The following is a 22070-nucleotide window of genomic DNA, read 5'->3' on the forward strand; positions in this document are numbered from 1 at the left end:
GCTCTTGATCCCGAATGGGGATCGCCAAAAACAGCGGTAAAGGGCAACGGTTGCCAAAAACAAAAACAGACCGACCCTCAATAATAAAAAAAGAGCACGCGCAACGAAAATTAAAGGGGAGCTTCGGCTCCCCTTTGTGCTGTCTGCGATTCTGAAAACTCTTCAAGACACTGTGGGAGCGAGCTTGCTCGCGATGGCGGTGGATCAGTCAGCACAAATGTTGAATGTCACACCCTCATCGCGAGCAAGCTCGCTCCCACAGGTTTCCTCTTCATTCCTGCTTTTCGCGCAACTCCTCGATACTGATCTCGCGCATCCGGAATTTCTGGATCTTGCCAGTCACCGTCATCGGAAACTCCTCGACGAACTTGAAGTAACGCGGCGTCTTGAAGTGCGCGATGCGCTCCTTGCACCAGGCTTGCAGCTCTTGCTCGGTGGCGCCGTGACCGGGGTGAAACTTGATCCAGGCGACGATCTCTTCGCCGTAGCGCGAGCAGGGAATGCCGATCACCTGCACGTCCGCAACGGCCGGATGAGTGAAGAAAAATTCTTCCAGCTCCCGCGGGTAAATATTCTCACCACCACGGATGATCATGTCCTTGTTGCGCCCGGCAATGCACACGTAACCCTCGTCGTTCATGCTCGCCAGGTCACCGGTATGCATCCACCCAGCCTGATCGATGGCGTCCGCCGTGCCTTCAGGGTTGTTCCAATAGCCGAGCATCACGCTGTAACCGCGGGTGCATAGCTCACCGATGGTGCCACGCGGCACCAGGTTGCCCGCTTCGTCGATGATCTTGCTTTCCAGTTGCGGCTGGGTGCGGCCGACGGTGGTCACGCGCAGTTCCAGGTCGTCTGAAGGACCGGTCTGCAACGACACCGGACTGGTTTCCGTCATGCCGTAGGCAATCTGCACTTCGCTCATGTGCATTTCGCTGATGACCCGGCGCATCACCTCGATAGGACAGGTTGCGCCCGCCATGATCCCGGTGCGCAGGCTCGACAGGTCGAACCCGGCACGCTGAGGTTGATCGAGCATGGCGATGAACATGGTCGGTACGCCGTACAGCGCGGTGGCCTTTTCTTCGGCCACGGTGCCCAGGGTCAGCAACGGATCGAACGCGTCGTTCGGGTAAATCATCGTACTGCCATGGGTGATGCAGCCAAGATTGCCCATGACCATGCCGAAGCAGTGATACAGCGGCACCGGGATCACCAGGCGATCGACCGCCGTCAAGCCCAGGCTTTCGCCAACCATGTAACCGTTGTTGAGAATGTTGTAGTGACTGAGGGTCGCGCCCTTGGGAAAACCGGTGGTGCCAGAGGTGTACTGGATGTTCACCGCCTGATCGAAATGCAGGCTTTCCTGACGTTCGCGCAATTGTTCAGGAGACACGCTGCCAGCCAGATCCGTCAGTTGCGACCACGGGAGGAAACCGCTGGGCGGCTGCACATCCAGGCTGATCACGCCGCGCAACTCCGGCAACCGCTCGCTGAGCAATTTGCCGATGGACTGCTCTGCCAGTTCCGGCACCAGGCCCTGCACCATGGCGTGATAGTTCGAGGTCTTGAAGGCCCCGGCACACACCAGCCATTGGCAGCCGGATTGCTTCAACACGTATTCGAGTTCGGAACTGCGATACGCCGGATTGATGTTGACCAGGATCACGCCGATTTTCGCGGTGGCAATTTGGCTGATGCACCACTGCGCACAGTTCGGCGCCCAGATGCCGAGGCGGTCCCCGGCTTGCAGCCCCAGCGCCAGCAGTGCCCTGGCGTGCAGGTCCGCGGCCTCGGCCAATTGCCGCCAGGTATAACGCAGCTGTTGATGGCGCACCACAAGCGCCTCCCCGTCCGGGTACTGCGCAACCGTGTTGTCGAACGCCTGGCCGATGGTCATCGCCAGCAAGGCTTTGTCCTGGGAACCACGGGTGTAACTGCGTTGCGGGCTTGCACTGGGTTGATCCATGACGACCCCTATTGTCTTTATTTTGTAGGAGCGAGCTTTCTCGCGAAGAACGTCAAGGCACCGCGTTTATCCAGACAACACGGGTTATCGTTGACGTCCTTCGCGAGAAAGCTCGCTCCTACAGAATCACCCAAGTTGACGTTAACGTAAAGGGTGATTGACAGCCATTCGTCACAGGCTTACGTTAACGTAAAGGTGAGAACCCAATCACGGCCCTCCCCGTCCTACAAAAAAGCCTAAAGGTGACCCATGAGCTATCCATCCCTGAACTTTGCCCTCGGTGAAACCATCGACATGCTGCGCGATCAGGTTCAGTCCTTCGTCGCCAAGGAGATCGCCCCGCGCGCCGCTCAGATCGACATCGACAACCTGTTCCCCGCCGACCTGTGGCGCAAGTTCGGTGACATGGGCCTGCTGGGCATTACCGTGCCGGAAGAGTACGGCGGCGCCGGCCTGGGTTACCTGGCCCACGTGGTGGCCATGGAAGAAATCAGCCGTGGCTCGGCTTCGGTGGCGTTGTCCTACGGCGCGCACTCCAACCTGTGCGTCAACCAGATCAACCGTAACGGCAACCACGAGCAGAAATCCAAATACCTGCCGAAGCTGATCAGCGGCGAGCACATCGGCGCTTTGGCCATGAGCGAACCGAATGCCGGTTCCGACGTGGTGTCGATGAAACTGCGTGCCGATAAACGCGGCGACAAGTACGTGCTCAACGGCAGCAAGACCTGGATCACCAACGGTCCGGACGCCAACACCTACGTGATCTACGCCAAGACCGACCTGGAAAAAGGCCCTCACGGCATCACCGCCTTCATCGTCGAGCGCGACTGGAAAGGCTTCAGCCGCAGCAACAAGTTCGACAAGCTCGGCATGCGCGGTTCGAACACCTGCGAGCTGTTTTTCGATGACGTCGAGGTACCGGAAGAAAATATCCTCGGCGTGCTCAATGGCGGCGTGAAAGTGCTGATGAGCGGCCTCGACTACGAGCGCGTTGTGCTCTCCGGCGGCCCGACCGGGATCATGCAGGCGTGCATGGACCTGATCGTGCCGTACATCCACGACCGCAAGCAGTTCGGCCAAAGCATCGGCGAATTCCAGCTGATCCAGGGCAAGGTCGCCGACATGTACACCCAACTCAACGCCAGCCGCGCCTACCTGTATGCCGTGGCCCAGGCTTGCGAGCGCGGCGAGACCACGCGCAAGGACGCCGCCGGCGTGATCCTCTACAGCGCCGAACGCGCCACGCAAATGGCCCTCGACGCGATCCAGATTCTCGGTGGCAACGGCTACATCAATGAATTCCCGGCTGGCCGTCTGTTGCGTGACGCCAAGCTGTACGAAATCGGCGCGGGCACCAGTGAGATCCGTCGCATGCTGATCGGTCGCGAACTGTTCAACGAAACCCGCTAAACGGAGCTGCACATGGCTACCCTGCATACCCAGCTCAACCCCCGTTCAGCGGAGTTCGCCGCCAACAGCGCAGCGATGCTCAAGCAGGTCGACGCGTTGCACACCCTGCTCGCCCAAGTGGCGCAAGGTGGCGGCCCGAAGGCTCAGGAACGCCATACCTCGCGGGGCAAATTGCTGCCTCGCGAGCGCATCAACCGCTTGCTGGATCCGGGTTCGCCGTTTCTGGAAATCAGCCAACTGGCGGCGTACGAGGTGTATGGCGAAGACGTCCCCGCTGCTGGCGTAATTGCCGGGATCGGCCGTGTGGAAGGCGTCGAGTGCATGATCGTCGCCAACGACGCCACGGTCAAAGGTGGCTCGTATTACCCGCTGACGGTGAAAAAGCACCTGCGCGCCCAGACCATCGCCCAGCAGAACCGTCTGCCGTGCATCTATCTGGTGGACTCTGGCGGCGCCAACCTGCCGCGTCAGGATGAAGTGTTCCCGGACCGCGAGCACTTCGGGCGGATCTTCTTCAACCAGGCCAACATGAGCGCCATGGGCATTCCGCAGATTGCCGTGGTCATGGGCTCCTGCACCGCTGGCGGCGCGTATGTGCCGGCCATGGCCGACGAAGCGATCATGGTCCGCGAACAAGCGACCATCTTCCTCGCCGGCCCGCCCCTGGTGAAAGCCGCGACGGGTGAAGTGGTCAGTGCCGAGGACCTCGGCGGGGCCGATGTGCACTGCAAGATTTCCGGTGTGGCCGACCATTATGCCGAGAGCGATGAACACGCCCTGGCACTGGCACGCCGCAGCATCACCAACCTCAACTGGCGCAAGCAAGGCGAGGTTCAGCAACGCACGCCGATCGCCCCGCTCTACAGCAGTGACGAGTTGTACGGCGTGGTCCCGGCTGACGCCAAGCAACCGTTTGACGTGCGCGAAGTGATTGCGCGGCTGGTGGACGGATCGGTGTTCGACGAGTTCAAGGCGCTGTTCGGGACGACGCTGGTCTGCGGTTTTGCTTACCTGCACGGTTACCCGATCGCGATCCTCGCCAACAACGGCATCCTCTTCGCTGAAGCGGCGCAGAAAGGCGCGCACTTCATCGAACTGGCGTGCCAGCGCGGCATCCCGCTGCTGTTCCTGCAGAACATCACCGGTTTCATGGTCGGGCAGAAGTACGAAGCTGGCGGCATCGCCAAGCACGGCGCGAAACTGGTGACCGCCGTGGCCTGCGCCAAGGTGCCGAAGTTCACCGTGATCATCGGCGGCAGTTTCGGTGCTGGTAACTACGGCATGTGCGGTCGCGCCTACGATCCGCGCTTCTTGTGGATGTGGCCGAATGCGCGCATCGGCGTGATGGGCGCCGAACAGGCGGCCGGCGTGCTGGTGCAGGTCAAGCGCGAACAGGCCGAGCGCAGTGGCCATGGTTTCAGCGCCGAACAGGAGGCCGAGATCAAGCAACCGATCCTCGACCAGTACGAAGAACAGGGTCACCCCTACTATTCCAGCGCGCGTCTGTGGGACGACGGTGTCATCGACCCGGCCCAGACCCGCGACGTACTGGCCCTGGCCTTGTCCGCGTCGTTGAACGCGCCAATCGAACCGAGCCGCTTCGGCGTGTTCCGGATGTGATTTTTTGTAGGAGCGAGCTCGCTCGCGATGGTCGTCAACGATAACGCTGAAAGCCTGACACCCAGCGGCGTCCTCAAGACCATCGCGAGCAAGCTCGCTCCTACAGAATAGAGTTGTGGAGACGGACAATATGAGCGACTTCAACACCCTCGAACTGCTGACCGACCCCCGTGGATTTGCCACGCTGTGGCTCAGCCGTGAAGAAAAGAACAACGCCTTCAATGCCGAAATGATCCGCGAACTGATACTCGCCCTCGACAAAGTCGCCAGCGATGCCAGCCTGCGGTTTCTGATCGTGCGCGGTCGTGGCAAGCATTTCAGCGCCGGCGCCGACCTGGCCTGGATGCAGCAATCGGCCGAGCTCGATTACGCCACCAACCTCGATGACGCCCGGGAACTGGCGGAATTGATGTACAACCTGGCCAAACTGAAGATTCCGAGCCTGGCCGTCGTGCAAGGCGCAGCCTTTGGCGGCGCGTTGGGCTTGATCAGTTGCTGCGACATGGCCATCGGTGCCGATGATGCGCAATTCTGCCTGTCGGAAGTGCGCATCGGCCTGGCACCCGCGGTAATCAGCCCGTTCGTGGTGCAAGCCATTGGCGAGCGCGCTACACGTCGCTATGCCTTGACCGCTGAGCGCTTCGGCGGGCAACGGGCACGGGAAATCGGATTGTTGTCGGAGAGCTATGCAAGTGCCGAGCTGGAACAGAAAGTCGAGCAATGGATCGACAACCTGCTGCTCAACAGTCCGGCCGCGATGCGCGCCAGCAAGGACCTGTTGCGCGAAGTCGGCGACGGCTCACTGACCCCGGCATTGCGCCGCTACACCGAAAACGCCATCGCCCGCATCCGCGTCAGCCCCGAAGGCCAGGAAGGCCTGCGCGCCTTCCTGCAAAAACGTCCGCCGAGCTGGCAAGCCGAAACCACCAAGGAGCCCCGTTGATGAGCGCACCTGTCCTCACCACCCTGCTGGTGGCCAACCGTGGCGAAATCGCTTGCCGGGTAATGCGTACCGCCAAGGCCCTGGGCCTGACCACCGTGGCCGTGCACAGCGCCACCGACCGTGACGCCCGGCACAGCCGCGAAGCCGACATTCGGGTTGACCTCGGTGGCAGCAAGGCCGTCGACAGCTATCTGCAGATCGACAAACTGATCGCCGCCGCCAAGGCCAGCGGCGCCCAGGCGATTCACCCCGGCTATGGCTTTCTGTCGGAGAACGCCGGGTTCGCCCGCGCCATCGAAGCGGCCGGCCTGATTTTCCTTGGCCCGCCCGCCTCGGCCATCGATGCCATGGGCAGCAAGTCCGCCGCCAAAGCCCTGATGGAAACCGCTGGCGTGCCACTGGTGCCCGGTTATCACGGCGAAGCCCAGGACCTGGAAACCTTCCGCGCCGCCTGCGAACGTATCGGCTACCCGGTGTTGCTCAAGGCCACGGCCGGGGGCGGCGGCAAAGGCATGAAAGTGGTCGAGGACGTCAGCCAATTGGCCGAAGCCCTGGCCTCGGCCCAGCGTGAGGCGCAATCGTCGTTCGGCGACTCGCGGATGCTGGTGGAGAAATACCTGCTCAAGCCACGCCACGTGGAAATCCAGGTGTTCGCCGACCAGCACGGCAACTGCCTGTACCTCAACGAACGCGACTGCTCGATTCAACGTCGTCATCAGAAAGTCGTCGAGGAAGCACCGGCGCCGGGCCTGAGTCCGGAGCTGCGGCGCGCCATGGGTGAAGCCGCCGTACGCTCGGCGCAGGCCATCGGTTACGTCGGTGCCGGCACCGTGGAGTTTTTACTGGATGCGCGCGGTGAGTTCTTCTTCATGGAGATGAACACCCGCCTGCAGGTCGAACACCCGGTCACCGAAGCCATCACGGGCCTCGACCTGGTGGCTTGGCAGATTCGCGTGGCACGCGGCGAAGCGTTGCCGATGACGCAAGACCAGGTGCCACTGGTGGGGCACGCGATCGAAGTGCGGCTGTATGCCGAAGACCCGGGCAATGATTTCCTGCCGGCGACCGGTCGCCTGGAGCTGTATCGCGAATCCGCCCAAGGGCCGGGGCGTCGAGTGGACAGCGGCGTTGAAGAAGGCGATGAAATTTCGCCTTTCTACGACCCGATGCTCGGCAAGTTGATTGCCTGGGGTGAAGACCGTGAACAGGCGCGCTTGCGCCTGCTGAGCATGCTCGACGAATTCGCCATCGGCGGGCTGAAGACCAACATCAATTTCCTGCGGCGCATCATAGGCCACCCGGAATTTGCCGCTGCCGAACTGGATACCGGCTTCATTCCGCGTTATCAGGAACAGTTGCTGCCGACCCCAGCGGAACTCAGCGATGACTTCTGGCAAGCCGCCGCCCAGGCGTTCGCCCAGAGCCAGCCCCATGCAACCCGCGCCGATGACCCGAGTTCGCCGTGGGCTGCACCTAACGGGCTGCGTGCCGGCTTGCCGAGAGAAATCACCCTTCACTTGAGTTGTGAAGGTCAGGACCGTGCGCTGACGCTGGGCGACATCAATGCCCACAGCGCACGTCTCAATGGCGAGCAACTGCTGACCGAGCACGAAGGCGTGCGCCGTCAGCACCGCGCAATACGCCGTGGCGACTATGTGTATTTGCAGTGGGATGGCGAGTTGCGCCGCATCGAGTCTTACGACCCGATCAGCGCCGTCGAGGCCAGCCACAGCCATCAGGGCGGGCTGACCGCTCCCATGAACGGCAGCATCGTCCGGGTACTGGTAGAGGCCGGGCAATCGGTCGAGGCCGGGGCGCAATTGGTGGTACTGGAAGCGATGAAGATGGAGCACAGCATCCGCGCGCCCCACGCCGGGGTGATCAAGGCGCTGTATTGCCAGGAAGGCGAAATGGTCAGCGAAGGCAGTGCGCTGGTCGAACTGGAAGAAGCGTGAAATGAGATCGGTCCTACGCATCGCGAGGACCGATCTGATCAGAACCTGGCTGTTGCCTGAACCACTACACCGATGATTCGACACTCTTCGGTGTACAAGGCTTTCGGATACGTCGGATTGAGCGGGACCAGATAACGCTGCCCGCCCTCTTCGATGAGCTTGCGGAACGTGGCTTCGTTGCTGCCCGGCCACTGGGCAATGACCAGTTTGCCAGGTTCGACGTCCACCGCAGGGTCCACCAGGATCAGCATGCCTTCCGGGATACTGATGCCATTGGGTGCGGTCATCGCATCGCCTGCCACTCTCAACCAGAATGCCGGCCCCCGGGCGTGGTAATCGGACAGTTCAAAGTGTCCTTTTCCGTATACCGGAACCTCGCCGTCACGCACTACGGCAGGTTCGCGCCAGTCACTGACCGGGTAGCGAAAGTACGGGTTGTACTTCTGTGTCAGGGGGATTTCGTCGTCCGTTGACGCCTGCGGCTCCCGGATCACCAGCGCCACTTCGAGAAACTCAAGGCCCAGCGCCTGCAGCACACGGTTCATGTCTTCGATGCCGGGTTCACGACGTTTGTTGAGCCAGTGGCCAATGCCGCCCTGGGACATCCCGAGGCGCTCGGCGAGTATCTCTTGAGTGATTTTGAGTTCACTCATCTTGGCCTTGACCAATTCAATCCATTTATCCATGTGCGGCACGATACGTGGGCGACTCCAGCCATCAAAACACAAAATGTAGTATTTAAATTGCCGTCACAAATACAGTTCGTATTAGGATCGGTTCACGGATCTGAATCTAACACGGAGCTTGCCATCGCCATGAACCAACCCACCAATGACCTGCCGGACATGCACATCGACACCACCTTTGCCTCGCCCCTGGACTCAGCGGCGGCACAACGCGCGCTGGACTATTACTTGAAACCAGCTGTTTCGGAGGGAGTGGCCGAGCCGCGTTTTTTTGATGTAAACCGCAATATCAGCGGCGAAGAGGCGCTGGTCCATGCCCTGGACCTGTTGCGCTGTGCTGCCGCCACCGCGTACGAGTCCGCCAATCATCTGCAAGGCGCAAGCCGCGACCTGGCATTTTCGACGGTGCACATGATCGACATGGCCAAGGCGATGGTCGATCGATCGCTGGAGAAGTATGAAAACGGTTGAGGTGAGAAGGCAAATCGAGAGGGCAGGAAAGAATTTTCCTGTCGCGCAGGTAAAAACGTTTGACTTGCAAACGAGAATGATTATTATTGCATCGACTGATCGCGAGATCAGTCGATGGACCAGGTGACCTTAGGTCGGTCTCCTGGACTATCTCCTCATCAGGCTAATCACGGTTTTTGACCCGGCTTTTTGCCGGGTCTTTTTTTTGCCAGTTTTTCTGGCTTTGGCTTCAGGCTAATGAAGTCTTTGGGTGCCGCAAATTCGATGGCGCGGATGATATCAAAAGAATTCCAGTTGGCAAGAGAAGCCCGGCATCATTGGCTAAAACCAGCGACAGATAGCACTTGAGAATCAATCGCATAGTCTCTAAGCTGCGGCGGCGTCAAGGAGGACGCCCCCACCCTCGCACCCCGCAATTCCCCTCGGTTTCACCCCACTCTTGCGTGTAAAGTAGCCACCATAAAAATCATATTCAAGGACCCGATTATGGCCGTGGCTAAATCTTCTTTCGACATCAGTGCCAACTTCGACAGCGGCAATATCCAGGTAATCGATGTCAGCGACCCGCTCAAGCCCCTGCTGGCGATCCGCCCCGATACCAAAAGCAACCATTTCCAATGGTTCCACTTCAAGGCAAGCGGCCTGCATGTCGGCCAGGAGCACTGGTTTCGCCTGAACAATGCCAGCCAATCCTCCTACAACAAGGCCTGGGCCGGCTATCAGGCGGTGGCGTCCTATGACCACGTCAACTGGTTCCGCGTACCGACCATTTTCGAAGGCGACTGCCTGCGCTTCAGCCTCGAAGCCGAGCAGACCCATGCCTGGTTCGCCTACTTCGAACCCTACAGCCGTGGCCGCCACGACTGGCTGATCGAGCAGGCGCTGACCAAGGCCGGCACCGAACTGCTGGCCACCGGCAAGAGTGTCGAAGGTCGCGACATCCAGCTATTGCGCAAAGGCACAGGCGTCGAAGGCCAGCGCAAAGTGTGGATCATCGCCCAGCAACATCCGGGCGAGCACATGGCCGAGTGGTTCATGGAAGGCGTGATCGAGCGCCTGGAAAAGAACGACGACCCGGTGCTGAACAAACTGCTGGCCGGCGCCGACCTGTACCTGGTGCCGAACATGAACCCGGATGGCGCCTTCCACGGACACCTGCGCACCAACGCCATGGGCCAGGACCTGAACCGCGCCTGGCAGAGCGCCAGCCAGGAAATCAGCCCGGAAGTCCTGTTCGTACAGCAGCAGATGGAAAAATACGGCGTCGATATGTTCCTCGACGTCCATGGTGACGAGGAAATCCCTCATGTGTTCACAGCTGCTTGCGAAGGCAATCCGGGTTACACACCACGGATCGAAAAACTCGAAGAACACTTCCGCAACCACCTGAAACACACCACAAAGGATTTCCAGACCAAACACGGCTACACCCGCGACGAGCCGGGTCAAGCCAACATGACGCTGGCCTGCAACAGCGTGGGCCAGAAGTACGACTGCCTTTCGCTGACCCTGGAAATGCCGTTCAAAGATCACGATGATCATCCGAACCCGTTGACGGGCTGGTCAGGCAAGCGGTCGAAGCAGCTGGGCAAGGATGTGCTCACCACCATTGCGGATATGGTCGATACCCTGCGCTGATCTCCCTTCAAGATCAAAAGATCGCCGCCTGCCGCAGGCTGCGATCTTTTTTTCCATTGCAACTAGCCGCGATCCTTACCCCGCAACATGCTGTCCAGCACATCATCCCGCCGCACCCAACCGTGAAACAACGCGGCCGCCAAATGCAGCAACACGGTCAGAAACAGCAGATACGCCAGATACCCATGGGCCTTGCGCAAAAACGCAAACAGCTGGGCGTTCGCCGGCACGATCGACGGCAACTGCAGCGAACTGCTGAGCATCACCGGTTCGCCCGACGCCGAAATCATCGTCCAGCCCAGCAACGGCAAGACCAGCATCAAGGCATACAGCAATACATGCGAGGCCTTGGCCGCCATCGCTTGCCAACCCGGCAAATCCGCCGGCAGCGGTGGTTGCGTGGTGGAGAACCGCACCACCAGCCGCGCGATCACCAGCAGCAAGATCGCGACACCCAAAGGTTTGTGCAGATTGATCAGCCATTCATGCCGTTCGGACACCGAGGCGACCATGCCGGCACCGATAAACAGCATGGCGATGATCATCAGTGCCATCAGCCAGTGCAGCAGTCGCGCCAATGGAGCGAAGTGGTTGGGTTGGGTGCTCATTGCTGGGCCTCCTGTTTGGCGGCGGGCAACTGGCTGACTTCGCTGGTGCGACGCAGGTAGGAATTGGCGTAACCGGCTGAACGAGCGGCGAGCAACGGGTCGTCGGATGCTTCGATACCGGCGGGTAAAACCAGCGGGTCGTAATTGATGTCACGGCATTCGCCATTGAGTTGCGGCTGGGTTTTTTCCAGCACCAGCGTGCCTGCGTTCAACACTTTGCGCCCTTCAGGCCAGGCTTTGCTGGCGTCGTTCACGGGATCGCCGGGATTGGCCAGGATGATATTCAACTGCCAACGCAACGGTCCTGCGGCTATACGCTGAACCAGGTCTTTCTCCAGAAAGTCGCTGCCCTCGGGCGCCATGGCACCCGACGCATCCTGCGCTACCGGCACCATGCTCCAGCGCACAGCCTGGCGTTGTCCGGCAGCGTTCACCAGATAAAACGCGTTGACGCTGTTATAGGTCTCGGTGACGTAACTGGCTGACGGTTTGGCGGTCTTGATCCAGGCCAGAAAGGGTGCAGCTTCCGGATGCGCACCGAAAAACGCCGGAACCGCAGTCGGGTTCGGCTTGCCCGTAGCCGGGTCCGGCGATTGTGCCTGCTGCAATTGATAGAACGCCTCGGGCGTGCCCACCGGGAACACCGGCATGCTGTTCATCCCCGTGCGCCACTGCTGGCCGTTGGCCTGGGTGAAGCGCAAGGCCATGCTGCGGATCGGCACGGCACTGTCCGGAGCATAAGGGTTGCCGGCCGGCAAGGCGAAACGCCCGACCACCGGCGTCCGAGCTTCGTTGAACACCTGGGCGGTGGAATAGCTGCGCGCCTCACCGCTGCTCTCGAAATGCCCGATCACGCACACGCCTTTGGAATGGTTGCGACGGAAACCCGGATGCACGCCGTTGTTGGTTTCCAGCACGTTGATCAGTTTCTTCGGGGTCAGGCGCTGTGGGTCAAAGGTGCCGTTGACGTAGGCAAACGCCCCAGCCACGGCGGCAACGACCACGGCAATGCCAGCCAGACGCAACGTCAGGCTTGCCGCACTCAAGGGTGGCCGGGTTGGCGGTGATGATCGATCTACCATGAAAGACTCCAGGGCCATCGGCCACAAGTGAGAAGAATCAAGCAGACGTACCGCATGCAGGTTTATTCCCACGCGCGGTGTTTATTTTTTCTGACGTGGAATAACCTCCGGTACCGGACGTCTTCCTAGTCCCAAGCGTAGTGACTAGTCAGAACTTCATGAACGATATCGACGAACAACTGAGGGAAATCATTCCAGGATTGCGACGGTTCGCCGTGTCGTTGACGCGCAACACCAGCAGCGCTGACGACCTGGTGCAGGCGAGCCTGGAGCGGGCACTCTCGAGTTGGGCTGGCAAACGCGCCGAGGGCGACTTGCGCGCCTGGCTGTTCTCGATTCTCTATCGGCAGTTTCTCGATGCTCACCGTCGCTCCCGGCGCTACGCGCGCATGCTCGAATTCTTCACCGGGCGTGACGATGCCCAGCCCTCGGTGGAGCGCACCGTGATTGCCCAATCGACCCTCAACGCCTTCGACCGGCTGCCCACCGAGCAGCGCGCGCTGCTGCTCTGGGTGTCGGTGGAAGGTTTGAGTTACAAAGAGGTCGCCGAGATTCTCGACATACCCACCGGCACCGTGATGTCCCGCCTGTCCCGAGCTCGCCAGGCCCTGCGCCAACTCAGCGATGGCGAAATCAACCGCCCTTCCCTGCGGAGACTCAAATGATCAGCATGCCCCCCAGCGAACGTGACCTGCATGCCTACGTCGACCACCAACTGAGCGACGCCGACCGACGCCAGGTGGAGACGTTTCTGGCCGGTAACCCGCAGATGGCCGCGCAAGTGCGCGCCTGGCAGCAGGATGCCCAGGCACTGCGCGCAGCGCTGAGTGGTGCCTTGCAACAACCGTCGAACCCGGACCTGGATCCGGCGGTTATACGCCAACGTCTTAAACGCCAATCCCGTAGACACCTGGCCAGTGCCGCGGTGCTGTTCATCGCCGTCAGCGTCGGCGGTTTCAGCGGCTGGCAAGCGCGGGAGATGACACTGGCGAGCCCCCAGCTTCCAATGACCGATGCGCTGCAGGCGTATCGCCTGATTGCCCAGCAAGGCCTCCTGCCGGCGGATTTCAAAGTCGGCGACGACGGTGACATGCAAGGCTGGCTCGACCGCTACTTCACACAGGCCAACCGCCTGCCCGACCTTTCGGATGCCGGTTTCAAACCGGTCAGCGGGCGCCTGCTGAGCACCGAGCAAGGCCCGGCGGCGATGGTGGTCTACGAGAACCAGAGCGGGCAGAAAATCAGTTTCTACGTGCGCCCGCCAGGGCCGAAAAACTTCCTGCTGCCCAGGGGCAGTCGCAGTGATGGCGAGTTGCAGGCCGAGTACTGGTCGGGAAGTGGCTACAACTATGCGATGGTCAGCCAGGCGGATACACCAGCGGCACGGATGCTCAAACAGACCACTCAATTCTGATCGCCATCCAGCTGCTTTTTTTGTGGGAGTTTGCGGTGTTCCTTCAGAGGCCAGTGACGGTGGCCCGGAATATGCCGACACTGCTGGAAGCAGATTCCCTGCTCTGGTTACACTATGGCGGCGCAGCACAAAGAGCCTGCCCGTACACCAGAGGTGATATCCCAGTGGCCGTTCGACCGCCCAGCCGTTCGCGAATCAAATCGCGCTGGCAAACGTTGCGTCGCCTTCTCGGCAAGGCACCGGCGCCCGGTAGCGCCGCGACAGGCCAAGTCATCCACGACTACTTTCGCCATCAGGCCCATGCCCAGGGTTACACCCTCAGTCACAGCCAACAGCGGGTGATCGACTGCATGGCCCGGCATGCCTGCATGCTGATGGGCACTGCGGCGAAACCCCTTCCCGGCCTTTACCTGCATGGTGCCGTGGGGCGCGGCAAAAGCTGGCTGCTCGACGGGTTTTTCCGGGCCATTCCCCTCGCGCAAAAACAACGTCTGCACTTCCATCATTTTTTCGCCCAACTGCACCAGGGCATGTTCGAGCACCGCGATCAGGCCGACGCCCTGGCGATCACCCTCGATGAACTGCTCAGCGATTGCCGGGTGCTGTGTTTCGATGAGTTCCATGTGCACGACATCGGCGATGCGATGCTCATCACCCGGTTGTTCAAGGCACTGTTCCAGCGCGGCATCCTGTTGCTGGTCACCTCCAATTATCCGCCCGAAGGCCTGTTGCCCAATCCGCTGTACCACGCCCGCTTCAAACCGGTGATCGACTTGATCAATACGCGCATGCAGGTGATGGAGGTCGGCGGGCCCCACGACTACCGCAGCCAGGCCCGAACCCATGCGCATCAGTTGTTCACTCAAGGTCACTACGTCTGGCCGGCGAGCGTGGCGCAACGACAATCGCTGAACCTGCCCAGGCACAATGCCCCGCCTGTTTCGTTGCCGGTAGGTACCCGGCATTTGCGAGCACGTTTCTGCGAAGGGCGCGGCGTCGGTTTTACCTTCACCGATTTGTGCGATCAGCCCACGGCGGTGATGGATTATCTGGAGCTGTGCCGCCAGTTCGACCGCTGGATCATCGATGAACTGCCACTGCTGGGCGATTGCACGATTGCCGCCCAGCAGCGTTTTATCAATCTCATCGACGTGCTGTACGACCAGGACAAGCAGTTGACGTTGCTCGGGCAGCACTCATTGCGCGAAAGCCTGGGTGGCGATGCCATTGATCTGGCGCGCACGCGCAGCCGATTGGGACAACTGGTCGAAGTCAGCGAACCAGTCTGATCGATATCTTTTTGTTGTATTGAGGGGCCTCTTCGCGAGCAAGCCCGGCCCCACATCTTTCCCGCTATCATGTCGCCCATTTCCAGGGCCCCGCGCCCTCCTCTAGGTTAATGGCGAATCTGTTCATGCATACCCTTGCTCAATTGCGCGCCGGCGAGTTGTCGGGCATCACGCGGCTGGATCTGGCCGAGGGCCTGACCGAGTTTCCCCGGGAGATCTTCGATCTGGCGGATTCGCTGGAAGTGCTCAACCTCAGCGGCAATGCTCTGAGCGCGTTGCCAGAGGACTTGCATCGCCTGTCCCGTTTGCGCGTACTGTTCTGCTCCGATAACCGTTTCACCGAGTTGCCGGCCTGTGTTGGCCAATGCGCTGCACTGACGATGATTGGCTTCAAGGCCAACCGTATAGCCCACGTGCCCGCAGCGGCACTGCCACCACTGCTGCGCTGGCTGATCCTGACCGACAATTGCATCGAGACGCTGCCGAGCGCGTTGGGAGAGCGGCCATACCTGCAAAAGCTGATGCTTGCCGGTAACCGCCTGCAGGCGTTGCCGGAGTCGATGCACAATTGTCATCGGCTGGAGCTGATCCGCATCGCCGCCAACCAGTTCACCGACTTGCCGCAATGGCTGCTGACGCTGCCAAGCCTGACCTGGCTGGCCTACGCCGGTAATCCGCTGGAAACCGAAGCCGATGCCGCCGCCCTCGATGCCACACCGCGCATTGACTGGTCGGCATTGCACCTGGAGAAAAAACTCGGCGAAGGGGCGTCCGGAGTGATTCATCAAGCTGTCTGGCAACCGACCGACCAACCGGCCATGCCAGTTGCGGTGAAGCTCTACAAGGGCGAAATGACCAGCGATGGCTCGCCGCTGCACGAGATGAACGCCTGCATCACCGCGGGCCTGCACCCGAATCTGATTCGCGTCGAAGGGCGGATTGTCGATCACCCGCAACAAACCGCCGGGCTGGTCATGCAGTTGGTCCCGCCGAGTTTTCGCAACCTCGCCGGTCTGCCGAGCCTGACGTCGTGCAGCCGCGACATTTATGCCGAAGGCTTGCGTTTCAGTGCGGCGGTGGCGCTGTGTATTGCCTCGGGCATTGCCTCGGTGGCCGAACACCTGCACAACCACGGCATCACCCATGGCGATCTCTACGGGCACAATATTCTGTGGAATGAACAGGGCGATTGCTTGCTGGGGGATTTTGGCGCGGCGTCGTTCCACGGGATTTCCGACAGCCTGGAAAGCCGCGCCTTGCAGCGGATCGAGGTGCGGGCGTTCGGGGTGTTGCTGGGCGAACTGCTGGAGCGGGTCAATTCGGGGTTGAGCGACGAACAGCGTGGGGTACTGAAAGATCTGCAACAGCGTTGCTGCCAGCCGCAAGTGCTGGTACGGCCGGGGTTCAGCGAAATCGTGCGGCAATTGGAAAGTCTGTGACCGCTGCGCGGTCAATCGCGAGCAAGCTCGCTCCCACAGGGTAGCGCTAAACCTGTGGGAGCGAGCTTGCTCCGGGCGGCGATCCGACGATGACGGTCTGTCAAACAACATGACCGTCATTGACACAAAGACTTAACCCGCCAACCCGACAAACATGTCCTGCACGTCGTCGTGGTTATCGAGGCCTTCGAGGAACGCTTCGACTTCCGCCATCTGCTCATCGCTCAGGCCGCTGACCGGGTTTTTCGGCTGGTAGCCCAGTTTGGCCGACAGCACGGTGAAGCCTTGTTCCGGCAGGGCTTTCTGCACCGCGTCGAGGTCGGTCGGTTCGGTCAGGAACAGGGTTGCACCCTCTTCACCCGGCTCGAAATCCTGTGCACCGGCTTCGATGGCGGCCATTTCCGGATCGGCATCCGGGGTGTCCGGCGACGCTTCGATCATGCCGACGTGGTTGAAGTCCCAGGCCACCGAACCGGAAGCCCCCAGCTGACCCTTGCGGAACGCCACGCGGATCTCGGCGACGGTGCGATTGATGTTGTCGGTCACGCACTCAACGATCAACGGCACCTGATGCGGGGCGAACCCTTCATAGGTCACGCGATGGTATTGCACGGTTTCGCCCAGCAGGCCCGCGCCCTTCTTGATGGCACGATCCAGTGTTTCCTTGGGCATCGAAGCTTTCTTGGCCTGTTCAACCACCAGGCGCAAGTGCGCGTTGGTAGCAGTATCAGCGCCGTTGCGCGCAGCAATGGTGATTTCTTTCACCAGTTTGCCGAAGATCTTGCCCTTGGCATTGGCTGCCGCTTCTTTGTGTTTAACCTTCCACTGTGCGCCCATTTCTCACTCTCTTATCTGTGGCATCTGTGGCGCCGAGACATCTATTGGCCGACGCTTTGCACAAGTTTATACGGCCTAAAGTTGGCAATCGACCAAAAAATCCCGACTTGCATCGACATCTTCACCAGCGGTTGTAGGGCAATTCGGAAATGTCGCTTTACCGTGCCCGCAATGCGCCGGGGTTTCGTACGCTTTGCACCCTACTCCACAGCGGTAGCGCGTTCGATGCACAACGACAAGGAAAGTCCCACCACCCTGACGCTTCTCGAAGACGACCTGAACTTCCAGGTGGTCCGGTTCAGTGGTCATGAAGCTCTCAACCAGCCCTATCGATTCGACATCGAGGTGATCGGGCTGGCACCAGCCCTGAACCTTGAGCGATTGCTGCACCAACCGGCGTTCCTCGAATTCGGCCACGATCAAGGCATTCATGGCGTGCTGGACAGCGCCAGTTGTGAACATCGAAGCGGGCACCGGGTCGCTTACAAGCTGGTGCTGGTGCCTCGTGTCCAGGTGCTGGAACAGCAACGATGCCGACGTATTTTCCAGCACGCCAGCGTGCCCATGATCCTGCGCCAGTTGCTGGAGGAACATGGGTTGCCCGCCAGCAGTTATCGCTTTGAACTGGCAACCAGGCACTATCCCCTGCGACCTTTTTGCATTCAGTACGAGGAATCCGACCTGGCGTTGCTGCAACGGCTGTGCGAGGAAGAAGGCATCCACTATCACTTCGAGCATCAACGCGACGGCCATGTGCTGGTGCTGGCCGACGACAGCCTGAGTTTTCCCCAGGAGCCCCTGCTCATGTCGATGAGCGGCGGCGCCCCCGGCGAACACCAGGAACCGGTGATCAGCGAACTGTTCCAGCGCCATGACGCCACGCTCTCCCCTGTGCGTCCAGGCGCCAGGAATCCGGGTGCAGCGGACATCAGCGAAGGCGCAGCCAATCACTCGTTCGCCACGGCGAGGCACTGTCCCGCTGGCGAGCAACAACATCGCGACCAGCTCAGCCGTCGACAACTGGAACGCCTGCGCTGCCGTCACCAGCAGATCCACGGTCAAAGTAGCCAGGGGGCATTACGCAGTGGCCGGATCCTGCAAGTGGCCGAGCACCCGCTGGCGAATTTCAATGATCAGTGGCTGGTTACCGAAATCCGCCATCAGGGGTGTCAGTCATCCATTCTGCTCGACGACACACCGGGCACGGCCTCGGGTTACCGCAATCAATTCAGCGCCATCCCCTGGTCGACGGTATTCAGGCCAGCGCTCAAACAACCCAGGCCGAGTATCCCCGGGTATCAGCCCGGTCGCGTGTGCGGCCCGGTCGGGCAACCGGCGGCAGTGGACGAGGATGGCCGGGTTCAGGTGAACCTCTGGCCCGCCACGCAACCAGACGCTGAAGAGTCCAACGGCCTGTGGCTACCGCTGGCGCTGACCACCGCCGAGGACTGGATCGATCCGGCCCGCTTGCCCGTGGCTGGCAGCGAGGTACTGGTGATTTTCCTCGACAGTGACCCGGATCGCCCGGTGCTTTGTACGGCCATGGGCCCTCGGCCACAACCTCACCGCCCTCGCCCGCATGAGCCCCGTGGCGATACCCGCCTGCTGTTCGACTGGCTGCTCACCCGCTCGGACCCTGCACCCTGACGCTCAACCCTTGTCAGCCTTGCCGGCTGCAGCAGCGAACTTCGCCAGACGCACGTCCAGATGCCGTGGCCGATGCCCGTGATCCTCCGCGCGCTCCTTGCGGCGGATGGCGTTGCGCACCATCAGCGAGCCGATGTAGCGAATCGGCTCCGGCGGGAAAAAGCCCAGTGGGCCATTGACCAGCGGCGAACGGGTCCAGGGGTTGTCCAGGCCTTGAACCATCGACGCCAGAATCTGCCCGCCCATGTGGCAGGGGCCGACGCCGCTGCCGGAATAGCCGAAACCGTAAAACACATTGCCACTGGCGCTCATCTGCCCGAAGAACGGCAGCCCGGTCACCGATCGATCCGATGGACCGTTCCAGGTCGCCTCGACCTTGACGTCGGCAAACGCCGGGAAGAAATCCGCGAGACTGCTCTGCAACAGGCCGGCATAAGGCGATGGCTGATCGAACACCGGTAGCATGCGCCCGCCATAGGCAAAGGTGTTGCCGCCCTTGCCGAGCATGATCCGGCCGTCCGGCGTGTTGTGGTAGTAGTGCACGAAAATCCGCGAATCGAGCACCGTGACGCCGCTGGTCAGGCCGATTTCGTCGAGTAAATCCGGCCGAGGCTCGGTGATCAGCATGTCGCTGGAAACGATCGCCACGCTGCGTTCGAACTGCGGAAACGCCCGGGCCATCCAGGCGTTCATCGCCAGCACCACGCGGTCGGCGCGAATGGTGCCCTTGGGGGTTTGAATGCCCGCCGGTCGGCCCTCCTCCAGCCCGGTCATCGCTGTGTTTTCATGAATCCTCACCCCCAGTTGCAGGGCTACCCGGCGCAAGCCACGCACCAGTTTGCCCGGCTGCACACTGGCCGCGGCCGGGGAAAACCAACCCTCCAGGTGTTTGCTGGAACCGGCCATGCGCTGCACATCGGCCACTGGCCGCTGGGTGAACGAGTTGATGCCGTTGCGCTCCAGCGCCGCGATCACAGCGTCGGTCGAGCCGACCTGCGCGCGATTGGTCGCGGTGTAGAGGGTGCCATCGAGGCGGTAATCGGCGTCCACCCCATACTGTTCGCAGAAGGCGCCGATGGCATGGATGCTGCGCTCGGACTCCTTGACCAGACGTACGGCTTCTTCGACACCGAACAAACGTTCGAGGGTGAAATACTTGGCCGACCACGACAACGCACAACCGCCATTGCGTCCACTGGCCCCGGCACCGCAGATGTCCGCTTCGATCAGCAACACATCCAGTTCGGGGTTCTGCTCCTTGAGCATGATCGCGGTCCACAACCCGGTGTAACCACCGCCGACGATACAGACATCGGCGCGGGCGTCGCCTTCCAGTGGCGGACAGGTTTCGGATGCATCAGCCTTCAAGGCCTGGTCCAGCCAAAAGGGTCTCATGGGGTCAATCTCCGGTCAGTGGCCCACACGCCGGCCTGCCGCAGGTGCAGCAGGCGACGAGGGACAGGATTCAGGTACGCAGGGGTTTGATAGTCATCGCTTGATTGGGCACATAGGCGAAGTGAGTGCCCAGGCCACCGGGGCGGCTGTTCCAGTGCGGGATCAATACCAGCGCCGAGAACATGGCGCAGCCGGCGAAGACGATGAACACGGTAACGGTGTCGAAGTAGCCCGGCAGCAGCCCGCCGAGAATCGCCCCGACCGAACCGCAGCCGTTGACGAAACCGGCTGCCGTGGCGCCGGCCTTGGCGGTGCCGAAGTCGATGGCGGCCGCGCCGCTGATCATCGAGTCCGGTCCGTAGAGGGTCAGGCCCATGACGAACAGCAGCGCCACCACCAGCAGCACGCTGCCGGTATGCAGGGCGCCCATGAAAAACGCCAGGGACACCGTCAGCGCCAACAGGCTGATCACGCAGGCCGGCATGCGCCGGGCGCCGAACAGTTTGTCCGAGGCCAGGCCAATCAGGATCGGCCCGAGCAACCCGGCCAGCTCGAACGCAGTCGGAATGATCGCCGCGCCGACCTTGCCCACCGAAGGCATCTGTTCGAAGACGATCACCGGCCCCCACAGCAGAATCGCGTAGCGCGCCGGCTTGAGCATGAAGTACGCCAACCCCAACACCAGCACCGTGCGGTTGCGCAGGATTTCCTTCAAAGGCTCCCACATGCTGATTTTGCTTTGCGCCTCAGCTTGTTCGGCGGTCAGCTCAGGCTCCGGCTCCACCGCCGGCAAGCCGACGTCCTCCGGTTTGTTGCGTTGGAAAATAAAAAACAGCACGGCGACCAGCCCAACCACCGCCGCACTGGAAATGAACGCCGCATGCCAGCTGCCGATGAGCGTGTACGCCCACCAACCGGCAAACGGCGAGGCTACCAGACCGCCAAAGGCGTAGCAGGAACTCCACAGGCCCAATACCCGTCCGCGTTGCTCGGAGGGAAAGAAGCTGCCGAGGTTCTTGCACAGCCCCGACCAACCGGTGGACTGCGCCAGGCCTTGTATCAGCATGCAGGTAGCGAAAATCGGTAACGTTGCGAAGTTGCCCATCACCAGCGCCGCGGCGGCGGAAATCAGCAACCCGCCGAGCACCACAACTCGCGGGCCAAAACGGTCTGCGAGGATGCCCCAGGTGAACTGACCGACGGCGTAAGCCGTCAGGTAGATGGCGTCGAGGTTGGCCATGGCCATTTTGTCGAGCATGAAGGTCGGGTCTTCGCCAATACCGAGCTTGGCGACCGAGAATGCTTTGCGGGTGAAATAGAACGCGGCGTAGGCGAGCCAGGTGATCGCGAAGATCTGCACGCGCCAACGCTTGATGGTGCCGATGTGCTTGTTCATTGTGGTTCTGACCTCAGGGTGTGAGTGTGCCGGCAGAATTGGAAGAAAACGCCTGTGTTTTTATTGTTGAGCACTGCGATATCGCCCTGTCCCTACGGCGGATACCGGTCAGATGAGTCCTGTAGTTGCACGCACAGGCTCATGGCACCCGCTGCTGTTCGACTGACCAGTCAACGGGGCTGAGGTGGATAAAAACAATTACTGATTAATAAGTGAAATCGATTTATCGTATTTCAAATATAAGCTCAGCTTGTTACTGGAGATTCCC

18 protein-coding genes are annotated in these 22070 nt (G+C 60.9%); 11 read left to right on the plus strand and 7 right to left on the minus strand.

What is annotated here, in order from left to right:
* Positions 1–271: 271 nt before the first annotated feature.
* The gene (locus AC1RS8_RS17305; protein WP_489338880.1) at positions 272–1969 is read right to left on the minus strand and encodes an AMP-binding protein; all 1698 of its coding nucleotides are present in this window, start codon (positions 1967–1969) and stop codon (positions 272–274) included.
* A 249-nt stretch (positions 1970–2218) separates the two neighbouring features.
* Here AC1RS8_RS17305 and AC1RS8_RS17310 point away from each other — a divergent pair, with 249 nt between their 5' ends.
* The 4 genes from AC1RS8_RS17310 to AC1RS8_RS17325 all read left to right on the plus strand — a co-directional run bounded on the left by AC1RS8_RS17310 (position 2219) and on the right by AC1RS8_RS17325 (position 7900).
* Positions 2219–3382, plus strand: coding sequence for an isovaleryl-CoA dehydrogenase (locus AC1RS8_RS17310; RefSeq protein ID WP_007946948.1), 1164 nt, complete (start codon positions 2219–2221; stop codon positions 3380–3382).
* A 12-nt stretch (positions 3383–3394) separates the two neighbouring features.
* Positions 3395–5002: a carboxyl transferase domain-containing protein gene (locus AC1RS8_RS17315; protein ID WP_489338881.1), complete on the plus strand. Its 1608-nt coding sequence runs from the start codon at positions 3395–3397 to the stop codon at positions 5000–5002.
* A gap of 130 nt (positions 5003–5132) precedes the next feature.
* Positions 5133–5945 carry a gamma-carboxygeranoyl-CoA hydratase gene (locus AC1RS8_RS17320; protein ID WP_489338882.1) on the plus strand — a complete coding sequence of 271 codons (813 nt, stop codon included), beginning with the start codon at positions 5133–5135 and terminating at the stop codon, positions 5943–5945.
* Positions 5945–7900, plus strand: a complete 1956-nt coding sequence (locus AC1RS8_RS17325) for an acetyl/propionyl/methylcrotonyl-CoA carboxylase subunit alpha (protein WP_493163155.1) — start codon at positions 5945–5947, stop codon at positions 7898–7900. Before AC1RS8_RS17320 ends, AC1RS8_RS17325 begins: the two co-directional genes overlap by 1 nt.
* A 38-nt stretch (positions 7901–7938) precedes the next feature.
* On the opposite strand, the gene AC1RS8_RS17330 is transcribed toward AC1RS8_RS17325, so the two are convergent.
* Positions 7939–8586 carry a LexA family protein gene (locus AC1RS8_RS17330; protein WP_057714123.1) on the minus strand — a complete coding sequence of 216 codons (648 nt, stop codon included), beginning with the start codon at positions 8584–8586 and terminating at the stop codon, positions 7939–7941.
* Positions 8587–8715: 129 nt separating this feature from the next.
* Between AC1RS8_RS17330 and AC1RS8_RS17335 the strand changes: the two genes are divergently transcribed.
* Positions 8716–9057 carry a DUF6124 family protein gene (locus AC1RS8_RS17335; RefSeq protein ID WP_090456664.1) on the plus strand — a complete coding sequence of 114 codons (342 nt, stop codon included), beginning with the start codon at positions 8716–8718 and terminating at the stop codon, positions 9055–9057.
* Between the two features lie 486 nt (positions 9058–9543).
* Positions 9544–10695 (plus strand): M14 family metallopeptidase, encoded by a 1152-nt coding sequence (locus tag AC1RS8_RS17340; protein ID WP_489338883.1) that lies wholly within the window; start codon positions 9544–9546, stop codon positions 10693–10695.
* A 62-nt stretch (positions 10696–10757) separates the two neighbouring features.
* Here the strand turns inward: AC1RS8_RS17340 and AC1RS8_RS17345 are convergent, their stop codons facing one another.
* Together AC1RS8_RS17345 and AC1RS8_RS17350 are read right to left on the minus strand one after the other, a co-directional pair.
* Positions 10758–11303: a cytochrome b gene (locus AC1RS8_RS17345; protein WP_489338884.1), complete on the minus strand. Its 546-nt coding sequence runs from the start codon at positions 11301–11303 to the stop codon at positions 10758–10760.
* Positions 11300–12385, minus strand: a complete 1086-nt coding sequence (locus AC1RS8_RS17350; RefSeq protein WP_407515651.1) for a catalase family peroxidase — start codon at positions 12383–12385, stop codon at positions 11300–11302. The genes AC1RS8_RS17345 and AC1RS8_RS17350 overlap by 4 nt, the downstream gene beginning before the upstream one ends.
* A 158-nt stretch (positions 12386–12543) precedes the next feature.
* On the opposite strand from AC1RS8_RS17350, the gene AC1RS8_RS17355 reads away from it, so the two are divergent.
* The 4 genes from AC1RS8_RS17355 (at position 12544) to AC1RS8_RS17370 (ending at position 16527) form a co-directional block, all read left to right on the plus strand.
* Complete coding sequence (locus tag AC1RS8_RS17355; protein ID WP_057714118.1) at positions 12544–13050, plus strand: sigma-70 family RNA polymerase sigma factor; 507 nt, start codon at positions 12544–12546, stop codon at positions 13048–13050.
* Complete coding sequence (locus tag AC1RS8_RS17360) at positions 13047–13799, plus strand: anti-sigma factor family protein (RefSeq protein ID WP_489338885.1); 753 nt, start codon at positions 13047–13049, stop codon at positions 13797–13799. The genes AC1RS8_RS17355 and AC1RS8_RS17360 overlap by 4 nt, the downstream gene beginning before the upstream one ends.
* A gap of 164 nt (positions 13800–13963) precedes the next feature.
* The gene (gene zapE, locus AC1RS8_RS17365) at positions 13964–15088 is read left to right on the plus strand and encodes a cell division protein ZapE (protein ID WP_489338886.1); all 1125 of its coding nucleotides are present in this window, start codon (positions 13964–13966) and stop codon (positions 15086–15088) included.
* A gap of 125 nt (positions 15089–15213) precedes the next feature.
* Positions 15214–16527 carry a leucine-rich repeat-containing protein kinase family protein gene (locus AC1RS8_RS17370; protein ID WP_489338887.1) on the plus strand — a complete coding sequence of 438 codons (1314 nt, stop codon included), beginning with the start codon at positions 15214–15216 and terminating at the stop codon, positions 16525–16527.
* A 132-nt stretch (positions 16528–16659) separates the two neighbouring features.
* On the opposite strand, the gene AC1RS8_RS17375 is transcribed toward AC1RS8_RS17370, so the two are convergent.
* Entirely contained in the window at positions 16660–17364 is a 705-nt protein-coding gene (locus AC1RS8_RS17375; RefSeq protein WP_056854673.1) for a YebC/PmpR family DNA-binding transcriptional regulator, read from the minus strand.
* Positions 17365–17589: 225 nt separating this feature from the next.
* On the opposite strand from AC1RS8_RS17375, the gene AC1RS8_RS17380 reads away from it, so the two are divergent.
* The gene (locus tag AC1RS8_RS17380; RefSeq protein WP_489340636.1) at positions 17590–19011 is read left to right on the plus strand and encodes a type VI secretion system Vgr family protein; all 1422 of its coding nucleotides are present in this window, start codon (positions 17590–17592) and stop codon (positions 19009–19011) included.
* 3 nt (positions 19012–19014) lie between these two features.
* Here the strand turns inward: AC1RS8_RS17380 and AC1RS8_RS17385 are convergent, their stop codons facing one another.
* Positions 19015–20406, minus strand: a complete 1392-nt coding sequence (locus AC1RS8_RS17385; protein ID WP_057714113.1) for an FAD-dependent oxidoreductase — start codon at positions 20404–20406, stop codon at positions 19015–19017.
* Between the two features lie 70 nt (positions 20407–20476).
* Entirely contained in the window at positions 20477–21802 is a 1326-nt protein-coding gene (locus AC1RS8_RS17390) for an MFS transporter (RefSeq protein WP_057714112.1), read from the minus strand.
* Between the last annotated feature and the right edge of the window lie 268 nt (positions 21803–22070).

It is taken from the genome of Pseudomonas sp. GW821-FHT12A04 (assembly GCF_058807755.1).

Bases quoted from the DNA above. Each gene is read 5' to 3' on its own strand.
- AC1RS8_RS17335 (WP_090456664.1), top strand. From the start codon at position 8,716: ATGAACCAACCCACCAATGACCTGCCGGACATGCACATCGACACCACC.
- AC1RS8_RS17330 (WP_057714123.1), bottom strand. From the start codon at position 8,586: ATGGATAAATGGATTGAATTGGTCAAGGCCAAGATGAGTGAACTCAAA.
- AC1RS8_RS17310 (WP_007946948.1), top strand. From the start codon at position 2,219: ATGAGCTATCCATCCCTGAACTTTGCCCTCGGTGAAACCATCGACATG.
- AC1RS8_RS17375 (WP_056854673.1), bottom strand. From the start codon at position 17,364: ATGGGCGCACAGTGGAAGGTTAAACACAAAGAAGCGGCAGCCAATGCC.
- AC1RS8_RS17345 (WP_489338884.1), bottom strand. From the start codon at position 11,303: ATGAGCACCCAACCCAACCACTTCGCTCCATTGGCGCGACTGCTGCAC.
- AC1RS8_RS17325 (WP_493163155.1), top strand. From the start codon at position 5,945: ATGAGCGCACCTGTCCTCACCACCCTGCTGGTGGCCAACCGTGGCGAA.
- AC1RS8_RS17315 (WP_489338881.1), top strand. From the start codon at position 3,395: ATGGCTACCCTGCATACCCAGCTCAACCCCCGTTCAGCGGAGTTCGCC.
- AC1RS8_RS17350 (WP_407515651.1), bottom strand. From the start codon at position 12,385: ATGGTAGATCGATCATCACCGCCAACCCGGCCACCCTTGAGTGCGGCA.
- AC1RS8_RS17340 (WP_489338883.1), top strand. From the start codon at position 9,544: ATGGCCGTGGCTAAATCTTCTTTCGACATCAGTGCCAACTTCGACAGC.
- AC1RS8_RS17355 (WP_057714118.1), top strand. From the start codon at position 12,544: ATGAACGATATCGACGAACAACTGAGGGAAATCATTCCAGGATTGCGA.
- AC1RS8_RS17360 (WP_489338885.1), top strand. From the start codon at position 13,047: ATGATCAGCATGCCCCCCAGCGAACGTGACCTGCATGCCTACGTCGAC.
- AC1RS8_RS17305 (WP_489338880.1), bottom strand. From the start codon at position 1,969: ATGGATCAACCCAGTGCAAGCCCGCAACGCAGTTACACCCGTGGTTCC.
- AC1RS8_RS17385 (WP_057714113.1), bottom strand. From the start codon at position 20,406: ATGAGACCCTTTTGGCTGGACCAGGCCTTGAAGGCTGATGCATCCGAA.
- AC1RS8_RS17320 (WP_489338882.1), top strand. From the start codon at position 5,133: ATGAGCGACTTCAACACCCTCGAACTGCTGACCGACCCCCGTGGATTT.
- AC1RS8_RS17370 (WP_489338887.1), top strand. From the start codon at position 15,214: ATGCATACCCTTGCTCAATTGCGCGCCGGCGAGTTGTCGGGCATCACG.
- AC1RS8_RS17380 (WP_489340636.1), top strand. From the start codon at position 17,590: ATGCACAACGACAAGGAAAGTCCCACCACCCTGACGCTTCTCGAAGAC.
- AC1RS8_RS17390 (WP_057714112.1), bottom strand. From the start codon at position 21,802: ATGAACAAGCACATCGGCACCATCAAGCGTTGGCGCGTGCAGATCTTC.